Here is an 18779-nt window from a genome sequence, read left to right on the forward strand (position 1 = left end):
CCGGAAACGATGCTGCTCCACGACACGGCCCTCGTCTACGGCCGCTATCTCCGCCAGTCCCTGCGCTCCCGCTTCGCCCTGCTCTTCGGCGTGCTGACGCCGCTGCTGTACCTGCTCTTCTTCGGCCCGCTGCTCACCGACCTGCCGCTGGGCGGGCGGGGCAGTTCCTGGCAGGTGCTGGTCCCCGGGCTGCTGCTCCAGCTGGGGCTGTTCGGCGCCCTGTTCGCCGGGTTCACGATCATCATCGAGCAGGGGCAGGGGGTGGTGGAGCGGATGCGGGTGACCCCGGTCAGCCGGCTCGCCCTGCTGCTCGGCCGGGTGCTGCGGGACGCCACCGTGTTCGTCTTCCAGGCGGTGCTGCTGGTGCTGGCCGCGCTGGTGCTGGGCCTGCGGGCGCCGCTGGCCGGCGTGCTGGTCGGCTTCGCCTTCGTGGCCCTGCTCACGGTCTCGCTGGCCTCGGTGTCGTACGCGCTCGGCATGAAGGTGCGCAGCCCGCAGGAGTTCGGCCCGCTGATCAACGCGGTGTCGATGCCGTCGATGCTGCTGTCCGGCCTGATGCTCCCGATGACCCTGGCGCCCACCTGGCTGGACGTGCTGTCGCACTTCGTCCCGTTCCGCTATCTGGTGGACGCGGTCCGGGACGCCTACGTCGGCGACTACACGAGCGCGCACATGCTCTACGGCGTCCTGGTCGCCGTGGGCTTCACGGCGCTGGCCGTGACGGCGGGCACACGGGTGTTCCGCACCGCCGGATCGTAACTACGCTGGCCACATGGTCAATCTGACGCGTATCTACACCAGGACCGGCGACCAGGGCACCACCAGCCTCGGTGACATGAGCCGGGTGCCCAAGACGGACCTAAGGATCGCCGCGTACGCCGACGCCAACGAGGCCAACGCGGTGATCGGCACGGCCATCGCGCTGGGCGGGCTGGCGGAGGAGATCGTCACGGTCCTCACCCGCGTCCAGAACGACCTGTTCGACGTGGGCGCGGACCTGTCGACGCCGGTCGTGGAGAACCCCGAGTACCCCCCGCTGCGGGTCGAGCAGTTCTACGTCGACCGGCTGGAGGCGGACTGCGACCGGTTCAACGAGCGGCTGGAGAAGCTGCGCTCCTTCATCCTGCCGGGCGGCACCCCGGGCGCGGCCCTGCTGCACCAGGCCTGCACGGTCGTCCGCCGGGCCGAGCGCTCCACCTGGACGGCCCTGGAGGCGCACGGCGAGACGATGAACCCGCTCACCGCGACCTACCTCAACCGCCTCTCCGACCTGCTCTTCATCCTGGCCCGCACCGCCAACCAGAAGACCGGCGACGTGCTGTGGGTACCGGGCGGGGAGCGTTAGCCGCCGCGCGAGGGGGCGCGGGCGGTGAGCGTCAGCACCGCCCGGCCGGTTCCCGGTCGTCGGCCCGCCGCGGTTCCCGCTTCGGGAACACCGTGTAGCACCCCGCGACGAACACGTTGATGCCGATCACCCACAGCATGCGCTCCTGCCACATACGCAGCGAGCCGGTGTCGCCGCCGTCGCCGACGTACCAGACGGCGGCCTGGAGCAGGGCGAGTGCCACGACCGCGGCCAGGATCCAGCGGCCGGCGACCTTCCACTCGTGGACGGCGCGGGCGGTGCCGTACTTGGGCGGCCTCACCGGGGGCGGGCCGTCGGCGAAGCGGTGGGCCACCCGAGCGTCGACCCACTTGATGGTGGAGTGGCCGAGGCCCACGGTGAAGCCGATGTAGACCGCGGCGAGCCCGTGCCGCCAGTCCGGCTGCGCGCCGTTCTTCAGGTCGATCGCCGTGACGACGAAGAGCACGACCTCCAGCAGCGGTTCGCACAGCAGCAGCGCCAGTCCGGTGCGCGGCATCCGCAGCGCGTACCGGAAGGCCAGCCCGGCCGCCAGCAGCACCCAGAACGCCACCTCGCAGGCGATGACCAGGCCGACGATCACGGTTCGCTCCCCTCGTTCACCCTCCCAGGGTCCCGGCCGGGCCGGGCGGTCGCGTCGTCGGCGCTGAGGAGAGTGCCGTAAGCGAAAGTCGCAGTCCCGCACCCTTCCGGGGGAGCACGCGCGGCGGGCCGCGGCCGTGTTGGATGGGGGCATGGCCCGCACGTTCACCCGCCCGCACCGAGACGACTGGTGGATCGCCGTGGGCGGGCTGCTCGGCGGGCTGCTGCTGTGGGCGCTCGGCATCAGCCCCCGGGACCACTCGGACGACCTGGTGCTGTGGCACGCGCCCTGGGCGGCCCTGGTCCCGCTGGCGCTGACCGCCGCGTGCGAGCCGCTGCGCCGGGTCCGCCCGCGCGCCGGCCTGCTGATCGGCACCCTCATGCTGGTGCTGGACACCGTGACCCTCGGCAGCATGGTCACGATCGTGCTGTACACCGACCTCATGTACGCGGCCGTCCTGTACGGCACCCCGGCCTCGGCCCGCCGCATCCCGTGGATCGCCGGGATGCTCACGGTCCTCGGCGGGGTGGTGCCGGTGGCGCTCTGGCACGACCCGCAGGGCCTGCTGATCGGGCTGGGCGTCGGAGTGGTGGCGCTGGCCCCCGCCGCGACCGGCGCCCTGGTGCGCGACCACCGGGACGCCGCCGAGGCCGCCCGGCTGCGGGCCGAACAGACCGCGCTGCTCGCCGAGATGGACCGGGTCCAGGCGGTCACCGCGGAACGGGCCCGGGTGGCGCGCGAGTTGCACGACATGGTCGCCAACCACCTGTCGGCCATCGCCATTCACTCCACGGCGGCCCTCTCCCTGGAGGACGACAGAACCTCCCGGGAGGCGCTGGCCGTCATCCGGGAGAACAGCGTGGCGGGGCTGGCCGAGATGCGCCGGCTGATCGGCATCCTGCGGGACCGCTCCGGGGACCGCGAGCCCGCCGCCTCCCCGACCCTGGCGGGCCTCGGCGCGCTGGTCGGCACCGCCCGGGCGGGCGGCCTGGACGTCACGCTCGACGCCGGGCACGGCGAGGTGCCGGCGCCCGTGGAGCTGGCCGCCTACCGGATCGTGCAGGAGTCGCTGACCAACGCCCTGAAGCACGCGGCCGAGGGGAGCGTGCGGGTGGTGCTGCGGCAGCGGGACGGCCTGCTGGACATCCGGGTGACCAGCCCGTACCGGCCGGGCGGCGCCCCCCGCGCGCCGGGCTCCGGGGCCGGTCTGACCGGGATGCGGGAGCGGGTGGCGCTGCTCGGCGGCGCGTTCGAGGCCGGGCCGCAAGGCGGTCTGTGGTCCGTACGGGCCGCGCTTCCGCTCACCGAAGGAGACTCCGCATGATCCGTGTCCTGGTCGCCGAGGACCAGTCCGCCGTCCGCGCCGGGCTGGCGCTGATCCTGGGCAGCGCGCCCGACATCGAGGTGGCCGGGGAGGCGGCGGACGGGGAGCAGGCCGTCGAACTGGCCCGCCGGCTGCGCCCGGACGTGGTGCTGATGGACGTGCAGATGCCGGTGCTGGACGGGGTGTCGGCGACCCGGCGGATCGTGGCCGAGCAGCTCGCCGACGTCTTGGTGCTGACCACGTTCGACCTGGACGAGTACGTGTTCGGGGCGTTGCGGGCCGGGGCGGCGGGGTTCCTGCTGAAGCACGCGGAGGCGCGGGAGCTGCTGGAGGCGGTGCGGACGGTGGCGCGCGGGGAGGGGGTGGTGGCTCCGGCCGTGACCCGGCGGCTGATCGCCGAGTTCGCCGCGGGGCCGGCCCCGGACCGGGGTACGGCGGCCGACCCGGCGGTGCTGGAGGACCTGACCCGGCGGGAGCGGGAGGTGCTCGGCTGTGTCGGCGAGGGGCTGTCGAACGCGGAGATCGCCGGGCGCCTGGACATGGCGGAGGGCACGGTGAAGACGCACGTCAGCCGGTTGCTGGCCAAGCTGGGGCTGCGCAGCCGGGTGCAAGCGGCGGTGCTGGCGAGGGAGTTGGGTCTGTAGCCGGGCGCCCGCCGGAATGGCTCCCAGAATGGTCCAGACCTATTGACCTGTGGTCCAGACCTTTCTACCCTCGCAGCACCGTGGGGCATGAAGGCTCAGTCATGCCCCTGACACCTCTATGACGAGGGAGGCGCAGCATGCGCTTCAGACACAGAGCCGCGGCAGGGTTCGCGTCCCTGCTGCTCCCCCTGGCCGGCGCGGTCGGCCTCGCGAGCCCCGCCCAGGCCGCCGGCAACGCCACGGCCACCTTCACCAAGACGAGTGACTGGGGCTCCGGCTTCGGCGGTCAGTGGACCGTCAAGAACACCGGCACCAGCAGCATCAGCTCCTGGACCATCGAGTGGGACTTCCCCTCGGGCACCAAGGTCGCCTCGGCCTGGGACGCCACCGTCACCAACTCCGGTGACCACTGGACCGCCAAGAACGTCGGCTGGAACGGCACCATCGCCCCCGGCGCCTCCGTCTCCTTCGGATTCAACGGCTCGGGCCCCGGCTCCCCGGCCAACTGCAAGCTGAACGGTGACAGCTGCGACGGTTCCACGCAGCCGGGCGACGCCGCCCCGTCCGCCCCCGGCACCCCGACCGCCTCCTCCGTCACCGACACCTCGGTGAAGCTCGGCTGGAGCGCGGCCACCGACGACAAGGGCATCAAGAACTACGACGTGCTGCGCGACGGCAAGAAGGTCGCCACCGTCACCACCACCTCGTACACGGACACCGGCCTGACCGCCGGCACCGACTACTCCTACAGCGTGCAGGCCCGCGACACGGCCGACCAGACCGGCCCGGTCAGCGGCGCCGTCAAGGTGCACACCACCGGAGGCGGCAGCACCGAGCCGCCCACCAGTGACAAGGTGAAGATGGGCTACTTCACCGAGTGGGGCATCTACGGCCGCAACTACAACGTCAAGAACCTGGTGACGTCCGGCTCGGCGGCCAAGATCACGCACATCAACTACGCCTTCGGCAACGTCACCGGCGGCAAGTGCGCGATCGGCGACTCCTACGCCGACTACGACAAGGCGTTCACCGCCGAGAACTCGGTCAGCGGCGTCGCCGACACCTGGGACCAGCCGCTGCGCGGCAACTTCAACCAGCTGCGCCAGCTGAAGGCCAAGTACCCGCACATCAAGGTGCTGTGGTCGTTCGGCGGCTGGACCTGGTCCGGCGGCTTCGCGGACGCGGCCAAGAACCCGGCGGCCTTCGCGCAGTCCTGCTACGACCTGGTCGAGGACCCGCGCTGGGCCGATGTCTTCGACGGCATCGACATCGACTGGGAGTACCCGAACGCCTGCGGTCTGACCTGTGACACCAGCGGGCCCGCGGCCTACAAGAACCTGATGGCCGGGCTGCGCGCCAAGTTCGGCCCCGACTACCTGGTCACCGCCGCCACCACCGCCGACGGCACGACCGGCGGCAAGATCGACGCCGCGGACTACGCGGGCGCCGCCCAGTACCTCGACTGGTACAACGTGATGACGTACGACTTCTTCGGTGCCTGGGACGCCAAGGGCCCGACCGCCCCGCACTCCCCGCTCACCTCGTACGACGGCATCCCGAAGGCGGGCTACACCACCGCCGACGCCATCGCCAAGTTCAAGTCGATCGGCGTGCCCGCCAAGAAGCTGCTCGTCGGCATCGGCTTCTACGGCCGCGGCTGGACCGGCGTCACCCAGTCCGCCCCGGGCGGCACGGCCACCGGCCCGGCGGCCGGCACCTACGAGCAGGGCATCGAGGACTACAAGGTCCTCAAGACGTCCTGCCCGGTCACCGGCACCGTCGCCGGCACCGCGTACGCGCACTGCGGCACCAACTGGTGGTCCTACGACACTCCCGCCACCATCAAGACGAAGATGGCCTGGGCCAACACCCAGGGCCTCGGCGGCGCGTTCTTCTGGGACTTCACCGGTGACACCGCCAATGGTGAACTGGTGAGCGCCATCAGCGACAACCTGTAAGACCCGTAAGAAAAGCTCTCAAGCGACATTGACGCGCTGACCGGGCGGGGCTGCCTCCAGCCACGCGAGGAATCCGGTCAGCGCGTCTTCGCTCATGGCGAGTTCGAGGCGCGTGCCCCGATGCGTACAGGCGAGTACCACCGCGTCGGAGAGCAGCGCCAGCTCCTCCTCGCCCTCGGGCAGCCGGCGCCCGGCCACCTCGATCTGCGCCCGCTCCAGGACCCGGCGGGGACGGACGGCGTAGGAGAAGACCCGGTACCACTCGATGCGGTCGCCGTTGTAGCGGGCGACGCCGTAGGACCAGCCCTTGCCGCCCGTGTCCGGTTTCTCCGGGACGTCCCAGCGCAGCGAGCAGTCGAAGGTCCCGCCGGAACGCTGGATGAGCCGGCGCCGCAGCCCGAACAGGAACAGCCCCACCACCACGAGCGCGACCACGATTCCGCACACAGTCAGAGCGAGGACCATCGGCACCGACCTCCTCGTCTCCTAGTTGGTGGAACTGCTTCTCTAGTTGAGTAACGAAACGGAAAAAACACCCACATCTGCCTCAGCCGCGACCGGCACCGGATTGCTCCGGGCCGGCCGCGGCTGAGTGACGTCAACGTACCGCGCGGCTGGTTCAGCGCGCCGCCGCAGCACGCAGTCGGACGTCCGCGCGGCGCTCGGCGGCGGCGTCGCCCTCCGCCTTCGCCTGCTCCAGCTCCCGCTCCGTGCGCTGGACGTCGATCTCGTCCGACAGCTCGGCGATCTCGGCCAGCAGGGACAGCTTGTTGTCCGCGAACGAGATGAAACCGCCGTGCACCGCGGCGACGACCGTTCCACCTTCACTCGTACGGATGGTCACCGGGCCCGACTCCAGCACACCGAGCAGCGGCTGGTGACCGGGCATGACGCCGATGTCGCCGGACGTGGTGCGCGCGACGACCAGGGTGGCCTCGCCGGACCAGACCTGGCGGTCGGCGGCGACCAGCTCGACGTGCAGCTCAGCAGCCAAGAGTGGCTCCTCGGGTCACCACCCGGCAGGGGCGCCGGGTGTTGGGGTCAATTCTAGTGGGCGTGGGTGAGGGGGCGGGACGCGCCCGCCCCCTCGATGAGCACGGGGCTCAGGAGACGCCCAGCTCCTTGGCGTTCTTCTTGAGGTCGTCGAGACCACCGCACATGAAGAAGGCCTGCTCGGGGAAGTGGTCGTACTCACCGTCGCAGATCGCGTTGAACGCGGCGATCGACTCGTCCAGCGGCACGTCCGAGCCGTCCACGCCGGTGAACTGCTTGGCGACGTGGGTGTTCTGGGACAGGAAGCGCTCCACCCGACGGGCACGGTGGACGACCAGCTTGTCCTCCTCGCCCAGCTCGTCGATACCGAGGATCGCGATGATGTCCTGGAGGTCCTTGTACTTCTGCAGGATCGTCTTCACGCGCATGGCCGCGCTGTAGTGGTCCTGCGAGATGTAGCGCGGGTCCAGGATCCGGGACGTGGAGTCCAGCGGGTCCACGGCCGGGTAGATGCCCTTCTCGGAGATCGGACGGGAGAGAACCGTCGTCGCGTCGAGGTGGGCGAAGGTGGTGGCCGGGGCCGGGTCGGTCAGGTCGTCGGCGGGGACGTAGATCGCCTGCATCGAGGTGATCGAGTGACCGCGGGTCGAGGTGATGCGCTCCTGGAGGAGGCCCATCTCGTCGGCCAGGTTCGGCTGGTAACCCACCGCGGACGGCATGCGGCCGAGCAGCGTGGAGACCTCGGAACCGGCCTGCGTGAAGCGGAAGATGTTGTCGATGAAGAACAGCACGTCCTGCTTCTGGACGTCACGGAAGTACTCGGCCATGGTGAGGCCGGCCAGCGCGACGCGCAGACGGGTGCCCGGGGGCTCGTCCATCTGACCGAAGACCAGCGCGGTCTTGTCGATGACGCCCGAGTCGGACATCTCCTCGATCAGGTCGTTGCCCTCACGGGTGCGCTCGCCGACACCGGCGAACACGGAGACACCGTCGTGGTTGTTGGCGACACGGTAGATCATCTCCTGGATGAGCACCGTCTTGCCGACGCCGGCGCCGCCGAACAGACCGATCTTGCCGCCCTTGACGTACGGGGTCAGCAGGTCGATGACCTTGACGCCGGTCTCGAACATCTCGGTCTTCGACTCGAGCTCGTCGAAGTTCGGGGCCTTGCGGTGGATGGACCAGCGCTCGCCCTCGTACCGCTCGTCGACGTTCAGCACCTCACCGAGGGTGTTGAACACCTTGCCCTTGGTGAAGTCGCCGACCGGGACGGTGATGCCGTCGCCGGTGTCGATGACCGGGGCCTGGCGGACCAGACCGTCGGTCGGCTGCATCGAGATGGTGCGGACCAGGCCGTCACCCAGGTGCTGGGCGACCTCCAGGGTCAGGGTCTTCTTCTGACCCTCGTTCGCCGGGTCGGCGACCTCGACGTGGAGGGCGTTGTAGATGTCCGGCATCGCGTCGACGGGGAACTCCACGTCGACGACCGGGCCGATGACCCGGGCGACGCGGCCCGTAGCCGTCGCGGTCTCAACAGTGGTGGTCATTTATCGGTCACTCCCCGCGGTCGCGTCGGCCAGGGCGCTCGCGCCACCGACGATCTCGCTGATTTCCTGGGTGATTTCGGCCTGGCGGGCCGCGTTGGCAAGACGGGAGAGCGTGTTGATCAGCTCGCCCGCGTTGTCGGTGGCCGACTTCATCGCGCGCCGCGTGGCGGCGTGCTTCGAAGCGGCCGACTGGAGCAGCGCGTTGTACACGCGGCTCTCCACATAGCGCGGCAGCAGGGCGTCGAGGACGTCCTCCGCCGAGGGCTCGAAGTCGTACAGCGGGAGGATCTCGCCCTGCGGCTTGACCTCCTCGGCGACCTCGTCGAGGCGCAGCGGCAGCAGCCGGGCGTCGAGCGCCGTCTGCGTCATCATCGAGACGAACTCGGTGAAGACCATGTGGAGCTCGTCCACACCGCCCTCGGCCGTGTCCTTCTGGACGGCCTCGATCAGCGGCGCCGCCACCTTCTTGGCGTCCGCGTACGTCGGCTCGTCGGTGAAGCCGCTCCACGACTCCGCGACCTTGCGCTCACGGAAGTTGTAGTGCGCGACACCGCGCCGGCCGACGATGTACGTGTCGACCTGCTTGCCCTCGCGCTCCAGGCGCTCGGTCAGCTGCTCCGCCGCCTTGATGGCGTTGGAGTTGAAGGCGCCGGCCAGACCGCGGTCGCTCGTCAGGAGCAGGACCGCGGCGCGGGTCGGGTTCTCCGCCTCCGTGGTGAGCGGGTGCTTGGTGTTCGAACCCGTGCCCACCGCCGTGACCGCGCGCGTCAGCTCGGTCGCGTACGGCGTGGAGGCCGCCACCTTGCGCTGCGCCTTGACGACGCGCGAGGCGGCGATCATCTCCATCGCCTTGGTGATCTTCTTGGTCGCGCTGACGGATCGGATGCGACGCTTGTAGACCCGGAGCTGGGCTCCCATGAGTCAGGTCCCTTCCTTACGTCACTTGGAAGCAGCGGCAGGAGTGTCCTCGCCGAGCAGCTTGCCGTCCGAGGTCTCGAACTGCTTCTTGAAGGCCGCGATCGCGTCGGCGACGGCCGTGAGCGTGTCGTCGGACATCTTGCCGCCCTCGCGGATGGAGGTCATGAGGCCCTGCTCGCTGCGGTGCAGGTACTCCAGCAGCTCCTTCTCGAAGCGGCGGATGTCGGCGACCGGAACGTCGTCCATCTTGCCGGTGGTGCCGGCCCAGACGGAGACGACCTGGTCCTCGGTGGACATCGGCTGGTACTGGTCCTGCTTCAGCAGCTCGACCATGCGCTGACCGCGCTCCAGCTGGGCCTTGGAGGCGGCGTCCAGGTCGGAACCGAAGGCGGCGAAGGCCTCCAGCTCACGGAACTGGGCGAGGTCGACGCGGAGGCGGCCGGAGACCTGCTTCATCGCCTTGTGCTGGGCGGAACCACCGACTCGGGAGACGGAGATACCGACGTTCAGCGCGGGACGCTGACCGGCGTTGAACAGGTCCGACTCCAGGAAGCACTGGCCGTCGGTGATGGAGATGACGTTGGTCGGGATGAACGCCGAGACGTCGTTGGCCTTCGTCTCGACGATCGGCAGACCGGTCATCGAACCCGCACCCATGTCGTCGGAGAGCTTGGCGCAGCGCTCCAGCAGCCGGGAGTGCAGGTAGAAGACGTCACCCGGGTAGGCCTCACGGCCCGGCGGGCGGCGCAGCAGCAGCGACACGGCGCGGTAGGCGTCGGCCTGCTTCGACAGGTCGTCGAAGATGATCAGGACGTGCTTGCCCTGGTACATCCAGTGCTGACCGATGGCCGAACCGGTGTACGGCGCCAGGTACTTGAAGCCGGCCGGGTCGGACGCCGGGGCGGCGACGATGGTCGTGTACTCCAGGGCGCCGTTCTCCTCCAGCGCGCGGCGCACGCCGGCGATGGTGGAGCCCTTCTGGCCGATGGCGACGTAGATGCAGCGGACCTGCTTCTTGGGGTCGCCCGAGCGCCAGTTGTCGCGCTGGTTGATGATCGTGTCGACGGCCAGGGCGGTCTTGCCGGTCTGGCGGTCACCGATGATCAGCTGACGCTGACCACGGCCGATCGGGGTCATCGCGTCGACGGCCTTGTAGCCCGTCTCCATCGGCTCGTGCACCGACTTGCGCTGCATGACCGTGGGGGCCTGCAGCTCGAGGGCGCGGCGGCCGTCGGTCTCGATCTCGCCGAGGCCGTCGATCGGGTTGCCGAGCGGGTCGACGACACGGCCGAGGTAGCCCTCGCCGACCGCGACGGAGAGGACCTCACCGGTACGGGTGACCGGCTGACCCTCCTCGATGCCGCTGAACTCACCGAGGACGATGGCGCCGATCTCGCGCTCTTCCAGGTTCAGCGCGAGGCCGAGGGTGCCGTCCTCGAACTTCAGCAGTTCGTTGGCCATGGCCGAGGGAAGACCCTCGACCTTCGCGATGCCGTCGCCGGCAAGGGTGACCGTACCGACCTCCTCGCGCGAGGCCGCGTCCGGCTTGTACGACTGGACGAAGTTCTCCAGCGCGTCCCGGATCTCCTCCGGCCGGATCGTGAGCTCCGCCATCTGGGTTCCCTGCTCTCCTTGTTGGGCCCGAAGTTTCACTTTGGGGGGATGGGGACTCCCCCCAACAGGAGGTGAATCCTCTGCACGGCCCAACCAGGGCCGTAAGTACGTACTGCGTCTCTCGGACTTTCTCGAAAGACCGAGCTGTCGAGTTGCTGCTAGCTCGCCATGCGGCGGGCGGCTTCGTCGAGCCGGTCCGCGAGGGAGCCGTTGATGACCTCGTCACCGACCTGCACCCGGATGCCGCCGATGACCTCGGGGTCGACGTCCAGGTTGAGGTGCATCCGACGGCCGTAGAGCTTGGTCAGGGCGGCGCCGAGGCGCTGCTTCTGCCCGTCGCTCAGCGGCACCGCCGAGGTGACGACGGCGACCACGCGGTTCCGGCGCTCGGCGGCGAGCTTGGACAGGGACTCCAGTCCCGCTTCCAGGCTACGTCCCCGCGGCGCGGTGGCCAGGCGCGTCACCAGTCGCTCGGTGGCCGGCTTGGCCCGTCCGCCCAGCAGCCGGTGCAGCAGCTCGGTCTTGGCCGAGGTGCCGGCGGCGCGGTCGGTGAGCGCGGCGCGCAGCCCGGTGCTGGAGGCGACGATCCGGCCGAACCGGAAGAGCTCGTCCTCGACGTCGTCGAGCGTGCCCGTCTTCTCCGCGGCCGTGAGGTCGGCGATGTCCGCCAGCTCCTCCAGCGCGTCCACCAGGTCGCGCGGCTGCGACCAGCGGGACCGGACCAGCCCGGACAGCAGGTCGGCGGTCGGACTGCTGACCTGGCCGCCGATCAGACGCTGGACCAGCTGGGCCTTCGCCTCTCCGGGCTGCGCCGGGTCGGTGAGGACCCGGCGCAGGCCGGCCTCGCGGTCGAGCAGCGCGGTGACGGCCGCCAGCTCGTCGGCGAGCTGCGCGGCGTCCACGGACGTGGAGTCCGTCAGCGCGTCCAGACGCTCCCGTGCGGCTGCCAGTGCCTCGCGGCTCGCTCCGTTCATCGCGTGGCCTCGGCCTTCTCCTCGAGCTCGTCGAGGAAGCGGTCGATCACACGGCTCTGACGGGCGTGGTCCTCAAGGGACTCGCCGACGAGCTTGCCGGCCAGTTCGGTGGCGAGCCGGCCGACATCCTGGCGCAGCGCGGACGCGGCGGCCTTGCGGTCGGCCTCGATCTGGGCGTGACCGGCGGCGACGATCTCCTCGCGCTGGCGCTGACCCTCGGCCCGCATCTCCGCGATGAGCGCGGCACCCTGCTCCTGCGCCTCCTGGCGCAGGCGCGCGGCCTCGTGCCGGGCCTCGGCGAGCTGGGCCTTGTACTGCTCAAGGACGCTCTGGGCCTCGGTCTGCGCGGCCTCGGCCTTTTCGATACCGCCCTCGATGGCCTCGCGGCGCTCTTCCAGAACCTTGTTGATGTTCGGGAGGAGCTTCTTGGCGAGGAAGCCGAAGACGATGACGAAGGCGATCAGGCCGATGACGAGCTCTGGGATCGGCGGGATGAGGGGGTTCTCGGCCTCCTCAGCCGCAAGCTGAACCAGGGGGCTCATATCAGTGCCTTTCGTCTAAAGGGCGACGGTCGGATCAGGCGCTCGGGTAGACGAACGGCATGACCAGACCGATCAGGGCGAGCGCCTCACAGAAGGCGAAGCCCAGGATCTGGTTGGCGCGGATCAGACCGGCCGCCTCGGGCTGGCGGGCGAGGGCCTGGGTGCCGTTACCGAAGATGATGCCGACGCCGACGCCCGGGCCGATGGCGGCGAGGCCGTAACCGATGGAGCCGAGGTTGCCCTTGATCTCGACGCCGGCGGCAAGGGTCTGGAGAGCGGACATGCCGGTTCTTCCTTCTCTTTCAATGACCGGTGGGGGTTGGCCACCGGATGTCTGGGTGGGTGGTCGGGTCGCTCAGTGGTGCTCGGCGAGCGCGCCCTGGATGAAGCTGCAGGTCAGCAGTACGAAGACGTACGCCTGGACAGCCTGGATGAAGAGCTCGAAGGCGGTCATCACGATGACCATCACGAACGAGACGGCGGAGTAGGCGATGCCGATGCCGTTCAGCATGTACCAGCTGGCGATCGTGAAGAGCAGCAGCAGCGTGTGACCGGCGAACATGTTCGCGAAGAGTCGGACGGCGTGGGTGAAGGGCCGCACGAGGAGGTTCGAGAACAGCTCGATCGTCATCGACAGCGGGAGGACCGCGCCGAGGGACTTGTCGTAGCCGGTGAAGTTCTTGAAGGCGCCCACGAAGCCGTGCCGCTTGAAGGTCAGCCCCACCCAGAGGATGTAGACGATCGCGGCCAGGATGGCGGGGTACGAGATGATCGAGGTCACCGGGAACTGCGCCACCGGGATGACCGACCAGAGGTTCATCATCCAGACGAAGAAGAACAGCGAGACGACCAGCGGGACGTACTTCTCGCCTTCCTTCTTGCCGATGGTCTCGTAGACGACGCCGCGGCGGATGAAGTCGTAACCGGACTCGGCGATCATCTGGAGCTTGCCCGGGACAACCTTCGGCTTGGCGAAGGCGGCCCAGAAGAAGCCCACGATGATGATGGAACCGAGGAGCGCCAGCAGCATCGTCTTGTTGAAGTACAAGTTGCTGTCCGCGTCGCCCCAGAGCGGCTTGAACAGGAACGAGTGCAGGCCCGGAGCCGGGAAGCCGCACCCGTCGAACAGGTGGCAGCTCGTGTCGAAAGCGAGCGTCTGCGTCGGGTCAGCACTCACCGCGGGCTCCTTCATCGTGGCGCATAGGTACGGCAACCTCGTTGTGTCGGCGCGGCGCACGGCCGCGGGTCGGCACGGGACTGGTGTTACGGATGTGGGGGCGGCTGTGGGGCATCTCGCCTCGCGTTCGAGCAGGCGTCAGCTCAAATGCCCGCGCCCGCGATGCCGCAGTTGGCACCGGACGATAGCAGCATCTCTCGTGCGCCTTTATCCCGGCCCTACTTCTCACGACGAATGCCCTGTCTTCTCGGGCTTGTCGCCCTTCGACGAGGCATCGGGATCGACGTAGAGGATCTTCGCCTTCATGTGGGCACGCGTCTGCGCGGCGATCCACGCGAGGGTGGCGACCACGAGCGTGATGGCGAAGGCACGCGGGTTGAACAGCGTCGTGTTCTTGAACAGCGCGACGAAGATGACCAGCAGCAGAAGCTGGGCCGCGTACAGCATCAGGCCCATCATCTGGAACAGCTGGGGAAAGGATTTGGCGGTGCGCTGGAGCACGTAGAGGCCGAGCCCCATGAAGACGATCACCACCAGCGTCCCCACGACGGCCCCGATGGCCCCCTTGCCGCCGGCGACCACGGCGCTGACGACGGCGGCGATCACACCGACGGCAGCCGTGGGCACTGCGGCCTGGGCCAGGATCCGGGCGTCATTGGACGGCATGGCGGCAACTCCGCTTTCACAGGGGGCAGGGTGTCGTCATGGACGAGCGTAGTCCCGGACCGAGTGATCGAGATCTCACACCTACGGACCGTCGCACTCAGCTCAGTCGGTCCTATCCGGGGTTCTCGTGAACCGTATCACAAACTATTTGATGAGGTCTTTACCTGTTGGGTGTGCTGGCTGTCACACATGAGAGTGAAGGTGCCCGTCTGTGCAGAAACGCCGCCCACTTGTCTGGTATTAGGGCGCTTTGCTCCCCCACGACTTGGCAATGCTCTAGTCAGATTCTTACCTTGGGCGTATCAGCGACGGTCGAGGGAACGCGATCGGGCGCCGATCGCGGTCGCTCCGTTGACGCCGGAGACCCCGGCCGCGACCGGGGACCGCTCGTCGCTCTCCGTGACCTCCGGGGCGGCGGACCCCGCGGCGGCCCCGGGGACACCACGGCGGCGGTAGCGCGGCGGGACGAAGCGCTGGGCCCACAGCGGCACCCGCGGCGTGAAGCGCGGGAGCAGCAGCAGGACCAGGCCGACCGCGCTGAGGAAGACCACACCCAGCACGATCCACATCGACGCCGAGTTGACCGAGTACGCCAGCGCCCCGAAACCGATCAGCGCCGACCAGAAGTACATGATCAGCACGGCCCGGCTGTGCGAGTGGCCGATCTCCAGCAGGCGGTGGTGCAGATGGCCGCGGTCGGCGGCGAACGGGGACTGGCCGCGCCAGGTGCGCCGGACGATCGCGAGCACCAGGTCGGCGGCCGGTACGGCGATGATGGTCAGCGGGAGCAGCAGCGGGATGTAGACCGGCACCGTCTGGTGCACCGCCGCCTTCTCCGAACCGGTGAACAGCGCGAGGGCGTCCGGATCCACCTGACCGGTGATCGAGATCGCGCCCGCCGACAGCACCAGGCCGATCAGCATCGAGCCCGAGTCGCCCATGAAGATCCGCGCCGGGTGCATGTTGTGCGGCAGGAAGCCCAGGCACATGCCCATCAGGATGGCCGCGAACAGGGTGCCGGGGGCGGCGGCCTCGATGCCGTACGAGTACCAGATCCGGTAGGCGTACAGGAAGAACGAGCCCGCCGCGATGCACACCATGCCGGCCGCGAGACCGTCCAGACCGTCCACGAAGTTCACCGCGTTGATCGTGATGACCACCAGGGCCACCGTCAGCAGCGTGCCCTGCCACTGGGTCAGCGCGACGTTGCCGACGCCCGGGATGGGCAGCCACAGGATGGTCAGACCCTGCATGACCATCACGCCCGCGGCGATCATCTGGCCGCCCAGCTTGATCAGCGCGTCGATCTCGAACTTGTCGTCCAGGACGCCGATCAGCCAGATCAGCGCGGCCCCCGAGAGCAGCGCCCGCGGCTCGTTGGACTTGGCGAAGACCTCGTTGAGGTTCGTCAGGTGGTCCGCGACCAGCAGGCCCGCGCACAGTCCGAAGAACATGGCGATACCGCCGAGGCGCGGAGTGGGTTCCCGGTGCACGTCCCGGGCCCGGATCTCCGGCATCGCCCCGGCCACGATCGCGAACTTCCGTACCGGCCCCGTCAGCAGATACGTCACCGCGGCCGTGATGCAGAGCGTCAGCAGGTATTCACGCACGGGCTTCCCCACAGGTCTCGCTGGCCATCACAGCCTCACACCCTAGCGACGGATGCATATGGATGAGGACGGCCGGGTAGCGACGGGGGTTGCACACCGTGCCGTACGCCACGGTCCGGACCCGTCCACACCGGGAGGTACGGGACCCCGTCTACCCCCGTTCAGCCGGGATAGGGCGGGAACCGGCCGGTGAGCGCGCGCACCTCCTCCCGGGCCCGGACCGGCTCGGTCTCGCCGCGCAGCACGGCCGCGAGCAGCGCCGCGATCCGCACCATCTCCGGCTCCCCCATGCCCTGGGTGGTCACCGCCGCCGTACCCAGGCGCAGGCCGCGGCCGTCGCCGTGCGGCAGCACACAGCAGTCCAGCACCAGCCCGGCCGCGAGCAGCCGGCCGCGCGCACCGCGGCCGTCCACGCCGAGCGGGGCCGGGTCCGCGGTGATCAGGTGGGTGTCCGTGCCCCCGGTGGTGACGACCAGCCCTTCCGCGGCCAGGTGACCGGCCAGCACCCGGGCGTTGTCGACCACCCGATGGGCGTACGCCCCGAACGCGGGTGTCGCCGCCTCGCCGAACGCGACCGCCTTCGCGGCGATGGTGTGCATCTGGGCGCCGCCCTGGGTGAACGGGAACACGGCCCGGTCCACCCGCCGGGCCAGCTCGGCGCCGCACAGGAGCATCCCGCCGCGCGGGCCGCGCAGCACCTTGTGGGTGGTCGCGCACACGATGTCCGCGTACGGCACCGGGTTCGGCGCCGCTCCCCCGGCGACCAGCCCGATGGGGTGGCCGGCGTCCGCGATCAGATAGGCCCCGACCTCGTCGGCGACCTCCCGGAAGAAGGCGTAGTCCGGGTGGCGGGGATAGGCGATGGAGCCGCACACGATGGCCTTGGGCCGGTGGTTGCGCGCCAGGTGGCGCACCTGGTCGTGGTCGATCAGACCGGTCTCGGCGTCGACGCCGTAGCCGACGAAGTCGAACCAGCGGCCGGAGAAGTTGGCCGGCGAGCCGTGGGTGAGGTGGCCGCCGTGGGGCAGGCCGAGGGCGAGGACGGTGTCGCCGGGGCGCAGCAGGGCCGCGTAGGCGGCCAGCACGGCCGAGGAGCCGGAGTGCGGCTGGACGTTGGCGTGCTCGGCGCCGAACAGGGCCCTGGCGCGGTCGACGGCGGCGCGTTCGGCGACGTCGACGATCTCGCAGCCGCCGTGGTGGCGGGCGCCGGGATAGCCCTCGGCGTACTTGTTGGCGAACGCGGAGCCGAGGGCGGCGAGGACGGCCGGGGAGCAGAAGTTCTCGGCGGCGATCAGCTGGAGGGTGGTCGACTGCCGTGCCAGTTCGCCGAGCAGGAGTTCGGCCATCGCCGGGTCCTGCCGGCGCAGGACGTCGGTCTCGAGGGTGTGGGTGACCGACATGGCGGGCTCCCGGGCGGTCGGCGGTGACGTACGTCCAATGTAGGCCGGTCCCCCAGGGGCCGCCCGGTGTCGCGCCTCAAGGGGCGCGCACCCGCCCTACGTCCGCGCCGGGACCCCCGTCAGCGCCGTGACCACCGGGTCCAGGGCGTCCCGTATCTCGTCGCCGATGGAACGGAAGAACGTCAGCGGCGCGCCGTAGGGGTCGTACACCTCGTCCGCCTCGGCGTTCGGGGCGAGCAGCCAGCCGCGCAGCGCCGCCGCGGCGCGCACCAGCGCCCGGGCCCGCATGACCACGCCGTCCTCCAGCGGCGGCAGGGTGGCCGGATCTATCGCCCGGACCAGGCGGGTGAACTCCTTCAGGGTGAAGGTGCGCAGGCCCGCCGAATGGCCCATGGAGATGACCTGGGCGCGGTGGTCACGGGTGGCGGTCAGCACCAGGTCGGCCCGGATCACATGCTCGTCCAGCAGTTCCCGGCCGACGAACCCGGAGGCATCCGCGCCGAACTCGGCCAGCACCGTCTCCGCGTGGGCCTCCATGGGCGCGCCCTCGTGGCCCCAGGTGCCCGCGCTCTCCACGATCAGCCCGCCGCCGAGCACACCGAGCCGCTCCGCGACGAAGTGGCGGGTCAGCCGTTCGGTGATGGGCGAGCGGCACACATTGCCGGTGCTGACGTGGAGGATGCGGAAGGTGTCGCGGGGGAACCCGAACGTCGTCGTCTCCTCCGCGCTCCAGCTCCCGCCGCCTATGCCGCGCCCCGTCCCAGGGGCCGTCAATTCGCCACCTCGAGGTCGGGTACGACCTTGCGCAGCTCCTCCGGGGAGAGCGCGCCCTCGCGCAGCAGCACCGGCACCCGGCGGGTGACATCCACGATGGACGACGGCACGTTGCCGGGGGTGGGGCCGCCGTCGAGGTAGACGGAGACGGAGTCGCCGAGCATGTCCTGGGCGGCGTCGCAGTCCTCCGGCGCCGGGTGGCCGGAGAGGTTCGCCGAGGAGACGGCCATGGGCCCGACCTCGGTGAGCAGTTCGATGGCGACCGGGTGCAGCGGCATGCGCACGGCGACCGTGCCCCGGCTGTCGCCGAGGTCCCACTGGAGGGACGGCTGGTGCTTGGCGACGAGCGTCAGCGCGCCCGGCCAGAACGCGTCGACCAGTTCCCAGGCCAGCTCGGAGAAGTCCGTGACCAGGCCGTGCAGGGTGTTCGGGGAGCCGATGAGGACAGGAGTGGGCATGCCCCGGCCCCGGCCCTTGGCGTCGAGCAGGTCGGCGACCGCCTGCGAGGAGAACGCGTCGGCGCCGATGCCGTAGACCGTGTCGGTCGGCAGCACCACCAGCTCGCCGCGGCGGACGGCGGACGCGGCCTCGCGCAGACCCGTCACGCGGTCGGTCGCGTCGTTGGTGTCGTATCGCCGTGCCATGGCTAGCGGGCCTCCTCGTACACGTACTGCGGGATGGAAGTCGTCTCA

Annotated in this window: 20 protein-coding genes; 5 read left to right on the forward strand and 15 right to left on the reverse strand. The window is 70.0% G+C overall.

The genetic code is table 11. The annotated features are described in order from the left end of the window. Window positions 1-9: 9 nt before the first annotated feature. Together ACSURM_RS12245 and ACSURM_RS12250 are read left to right on the forward strand one after the other, a co-directional pair. Window positions 10-759 (forward strand): ABC transporter permease, encoded by a 750-nt coding sequence (locus tag ACSURM_RS12245; protein WP_436955039.1) that lies wholly within the window; start codon window positions 10-12, stop codon window positions 757-759. Between the two features lie 13 nt (window positions 760-772). Continuing rightward, on the forward strand, window positions 773-1345 hold the full coding sequence (locus ACSURM_RS12250) for a cob(I)yrinic acid a,c-diamide adenosyltransferase (protein WP_436955040.1): 573 nt from the start codon (window positions 773-775) through the stop codon (window positions 1343-1345). Window positions 1346-1376: 31 nt separating this feature from the next. Here ACSURM_RS12250 and ACSURM_RS12255 read toward each other — a convergent pair whose 3' ends face one another. Continuing rightward, window positions 1377-1946 carry a hypothetical protein gene (locus ACSURM_RS12255; RefSeq protein ID WP_436955041.1) on the reverse strand — a complete coding sequence of 190 codons (570 nt, stop codon included), beginning with the start codon at window positions 1944-1946 and terminating at the stop codon, window positions 1377-1379. 151 nt (window positions 1947-2097) lie between these two features. On the opposite strand from ACSURM_RS12255, the gene ACSURM_RS12260 reads away from it, so the two are divergent. From ACSURM_RS12260 to ACSURM_RS12270, 3 genes are all read left to right on the forward strand, one after another. Continuing rightward, a complete protein-coding gene (locus ACSURM_RS12260) occupies window positions 2098-3270 on the forward strand; it encodes a sensor histidine kinase (protein WP_436955042.1) in 1173 nt (390 codons plus the stop codon). Next, window positions 3267-3914, forward strand: a complete 648-nt coding sequence (locus tag ACSURM_RS12265; RefSeq protein WP_436955043.1) for a response regulator — start codon at window positions 3267-3269, stop codon at window positions 3912-3914. The genes ACSURM_RS12260 and ACSURM_RS12265 overlap by 4 nt, the downstream gene beginning before the upstream one ends. Window positions 3915-4051: 137 nt before the next feature. Continuing rightward, window positions 4052-5872 carry a glycosyl hydrolase family 18 protein gene (locus ACSURM_RS12270; protein ID WP_436955044.1) on the forward strand — a complete coding sequence of 607 codons (1821 nt, stop codon included), beginning with the start codon at window positions 4052-4054 and terminating at the stop codon, window positions 5870-5872. Between the two features lie 18 nt (window positions 5873-5890). Here the strand turns inward: ACSURM_RS12270 and ACSURM_RS12275 are convergent, their stop codons facing one another. The 14 genes from ACSURM_RS12275 to ACSURM_RS12340 form a co-directional block, all read right to left on the reverse strand. After that, complete coding sequence (locus tag ACSURM_RS12275) at window positions 5891-6337, reverse strand: DUF2550 domain-containing protein (RefSeq protein WP_189998786.1); 447 nt, start codon at window positions 6335-6337, stop codon at window positions 5891-5893. Window positions 6338-6491: 154 nt separating this feature from the next. Next, window positions 6492-6866 carry a F0F1 ATP synthase subunit epsilon gene (locus ACSURM_RS12280; protein WP_436955045.1) on the reverse strand — a complete coding sequence of 125 codons (375 nt, stop codon included), beginning with the start codon at window positions 6864-6866 and terminating at the stop codon, window positions 6492-6494. 109 nt (window positions 6867-6975) lie between these two features. Then, a complete protein-coding gene (atpD, locus tag ACSURM_RS12285) occupies window positions 6976-8412 on the reverse strand; it encodes a F0F1 ATP synthase subunit beta (protein WP_436955046.1) in 1437 nt (478 codons plus the stop codon). After that, complete coding sequence (locus tag ACSURM_RS12290; RefSeq protein WP_436955047.1) at window positions 8413-9330, reverse strand: F0F1 ATP synthase subunit gamma; 918 nt, start codon at window positions 9328-9330, stop codon at window positions 8413-8415. A 21-nt stretch (window positions 9331-9351) separates the two neighbouring features. Then, on the reverse strand, window positions 9352-10944 hold the full coding sequence (atpA, locus tag ACSURM_RS12295; RefSeq protein ID WP_189998793.1) for a F0F1 ATP synthase subunit alpha: 1593 nt from the start codon (window positions 10942-10944) through the stop codon (window positions 9352-9354). Between the two features lie 158 nt (window positions 10945-11102). Then, window positions 11103-11918: a F0F1 ATP synthase subunit delta gene (locus ACSURM_RS12300; protein ID WP_436955048.1), complete on the reverse strand. Its 816-nt coding sequence runs from the start codon at window positions 11916-11918 to the stop codon at window positions 11103-11105. Beyond that, a complete protein-coding gene (locus tag ACSURM_RS12305) occupies window positions 11915-12460 on the reverse strand; it encodes a F0F1 ATP synthase subunit B (RefSeq protein WP_030610091.1) in 546 nt (181 codons plus the stop codon). Before ACSURM_RS12305 ends, ACSURM_RS12300 begins: the two co-directional genes overlap by 4 nt. Before the next feature lie 34 nt (window positions 12461-12494). Beyond that, window positions 12495-12743, reverse strand: a complete 249-nt coding sequence (locus tag ACSURM_RS12310) for an ATP synthase subunit C (RefSeq protein WP_010357477.1) — start codon at window positions 12741-12743, stop codon at window positions 12495-12497. 72 nt (window positions 12744-12815) lie between these two features. Continuing rightward, window positions 12816-13652: a F0F1 ATP synthase subunit A gene (gene atpB / locus ACSURM_RS12315; protein WP_189998799.1), complete on the reverse strand. Its 837-nt coding sequence runs from the start codon at window positions 13650-13652 to the stop codon at window positions 12816-12818. A gap of 210 nt (window positions 13653-13862) precedes the next feature. Beyond that, a complete protein-coding gene (locus tag ACSURM_RS12320) occupies window positions 13863-14303 on the reverse strand; it encodes a hypothetical protein (protein WP_030610083.1) in 441 nt (146 codons plus the stop codon). A gap of 302 nt (window positions 14304-14605) precedes the next feature. Continuing rightward, window positions 14606-15913, reverse strand: a complete 1308-nt coding sequence (locus ACSURM_RS12325) for an MraY family glycosyltransferase (protein WP_436955049.1) — start codon at window positions 15911-15913, stop codon at window positions 14606-14608. A gap of 161 nt (window positions 15914-16074) precedes the next feature. Next, the gene (glyA, locus tag ACSURM_RS12330; protein WP_436955050.1) at window positions 16075-17313 is read right to left on the reverse strand and encodes a serine hydroxymethyltransferase; all 1239 of its coding nucleotides are present in this window, start codon (window positions 17311-17313) and stop codon (window positions 16075-16077) included. 96 nt (window positions 17314-17409) lie between these two features. Further along, window positions 17410-18087, reverse strand: a complete 678-nt coding sequence (locus ACSURM_RS12335; RefSeq protein WP_359040761.1) for a protein-tyrosine-phosphatase — start codon at window positions 18085-18087, stop codon at window positions 17410-17412. Next, window positions 18084-18731 carry an L-threonylcarbamoyladenylate synthase gene (locus ACSURM_RS12340; protein ID WP_436955051.1) on the reverse strand — a complete coding sequence of 216 codons (648 nt, stop codon included), beginning with the start codon at window positions 18729-18731 and terminating at the stop codon, window positions 18084-18086. Before ACSURM_RS12340 ends, ACSURM_RS12335 begins: the two co-directional genes overlap by 4 nt. Window positions 18732-18779: the final 48 nt, after the last annotated feature.

This window comes from Streptomyces sp. SudanB182_2057, assembly GCF_964272715.1.
GTDB lineage: Bacteria > Actinomycetota > Actinomycetes > Streptomycetales > Streptomycetaceae > Streptomyces > Streptomyces rubradiris.

Coding starts and splice junctions, on each gene's coding strand:
- atpA (WP_189998793.1), bottom strand. CDS start 10,944: ATGGCGGAGCTCACGATCCGGCCGGAGGAGATCCGGGACGCGCTGGAG.
- ACSURM_RS12290 (WP_436955047.1), bottom strand. CDS start 9,330: ATGGGAGCCCAGCTCCGGGTCTACAAGCGTCGCATCCGATCCGTCAGC.
- ACSURM_RS12275 (WP_189998786.1), bottom strand. CDS start 6,337: ATGGTCCTCGCTCTGACTGTGTGCGGAATCGTGGTCGCGCTCGTGGTG.
- atpD (WP_436955046.1), bottom strand. CDS start 8,412: ATGACCACCACTGTTGAGACCGCGACGGCTACGGGCCGCGTCGCCCGG.
- ACSURM_RS12265 (WP_436955043.1), top strand. CDS start 3,267: ATGATCCGTGTCCTGGTCGCCGAGGACCAGTCCGCCGTCCGCGCCGGG.
- ACSURM_RS12320 (WP_030610083.1), bottom strand. CDS start 14,303: ATGCCGTCCAATGACGCCCGGATCCTGGCCCAGGCCGCAGTGCCCACG.
- ACSURM_RS12310 (WP_010357477.1), bottom strand. CDS start 12,743: ATGTCCGCTCTCCAGACCCTTGCCGCCGGCGTCGAGATCAAGGGCAAC.
- atpB (WP_189998799.1), bottom strand. CDS start 13,652: ATGAAGGAGCCCGCGGTGAGTGCTGACCCGACGCAGACGCTCGCTTTC.
- ACSURM_RS12300 (WP_436955048.1), bottom strand. CDS start 11,918: ATGAACGGAGCGAGCCGCGAGGCACTGGCAGCCGCACGGGAGCGTCTG.
- ACSURM_RS12245 (WP_436955039.1), top strand. CDS start 10: ATGCTGCTCCACGACACGGCCCTCGTCTACGGCCGCTATCTCCGCCAG.
- ACSURM_RS12340 (WP_436955051.1), bottom strand. CDS start 18,731: ATGGCACGGCGATACGACACCAACGACGCGACCGACCGCGTGACGGGT.
- glyA (WP_436955050.1), bottom strand. CDS start 17,313: ATGTCGGTCACCCACACCCTCGAGACCGACGTCCTGCGCCGGCAGGAC.
- ACSURM_RS12250 (WP_436955040.1), top strand. CDS start 773: ATGGTCAATCTGACGCGTATCTACACCAGGACCGGCGACCAGGGCACC.
- ACSURM_RS12270 (WP_436955044.1), top strand. CDS start 4,052: ATGCGCTTCAGACACAGAGCCGCGGCAGGGTTCGCGTCCCTGCTGCTC.
- ACSURM_RS12305 (WP_030610091.1), bottom strand. CDS start 12,460: ATGAGCCCCCTGGTTCAGCTTGCGGCTGAGGAGGCCGAGAACCCCCTC.
- ACSURM_RS12260 (WP_436955042.1), top strand. CDS start 2,098: ATGGCCCGCACGTTCACCCGCCCGCACCGAGACGACTGGTGGATCGCC.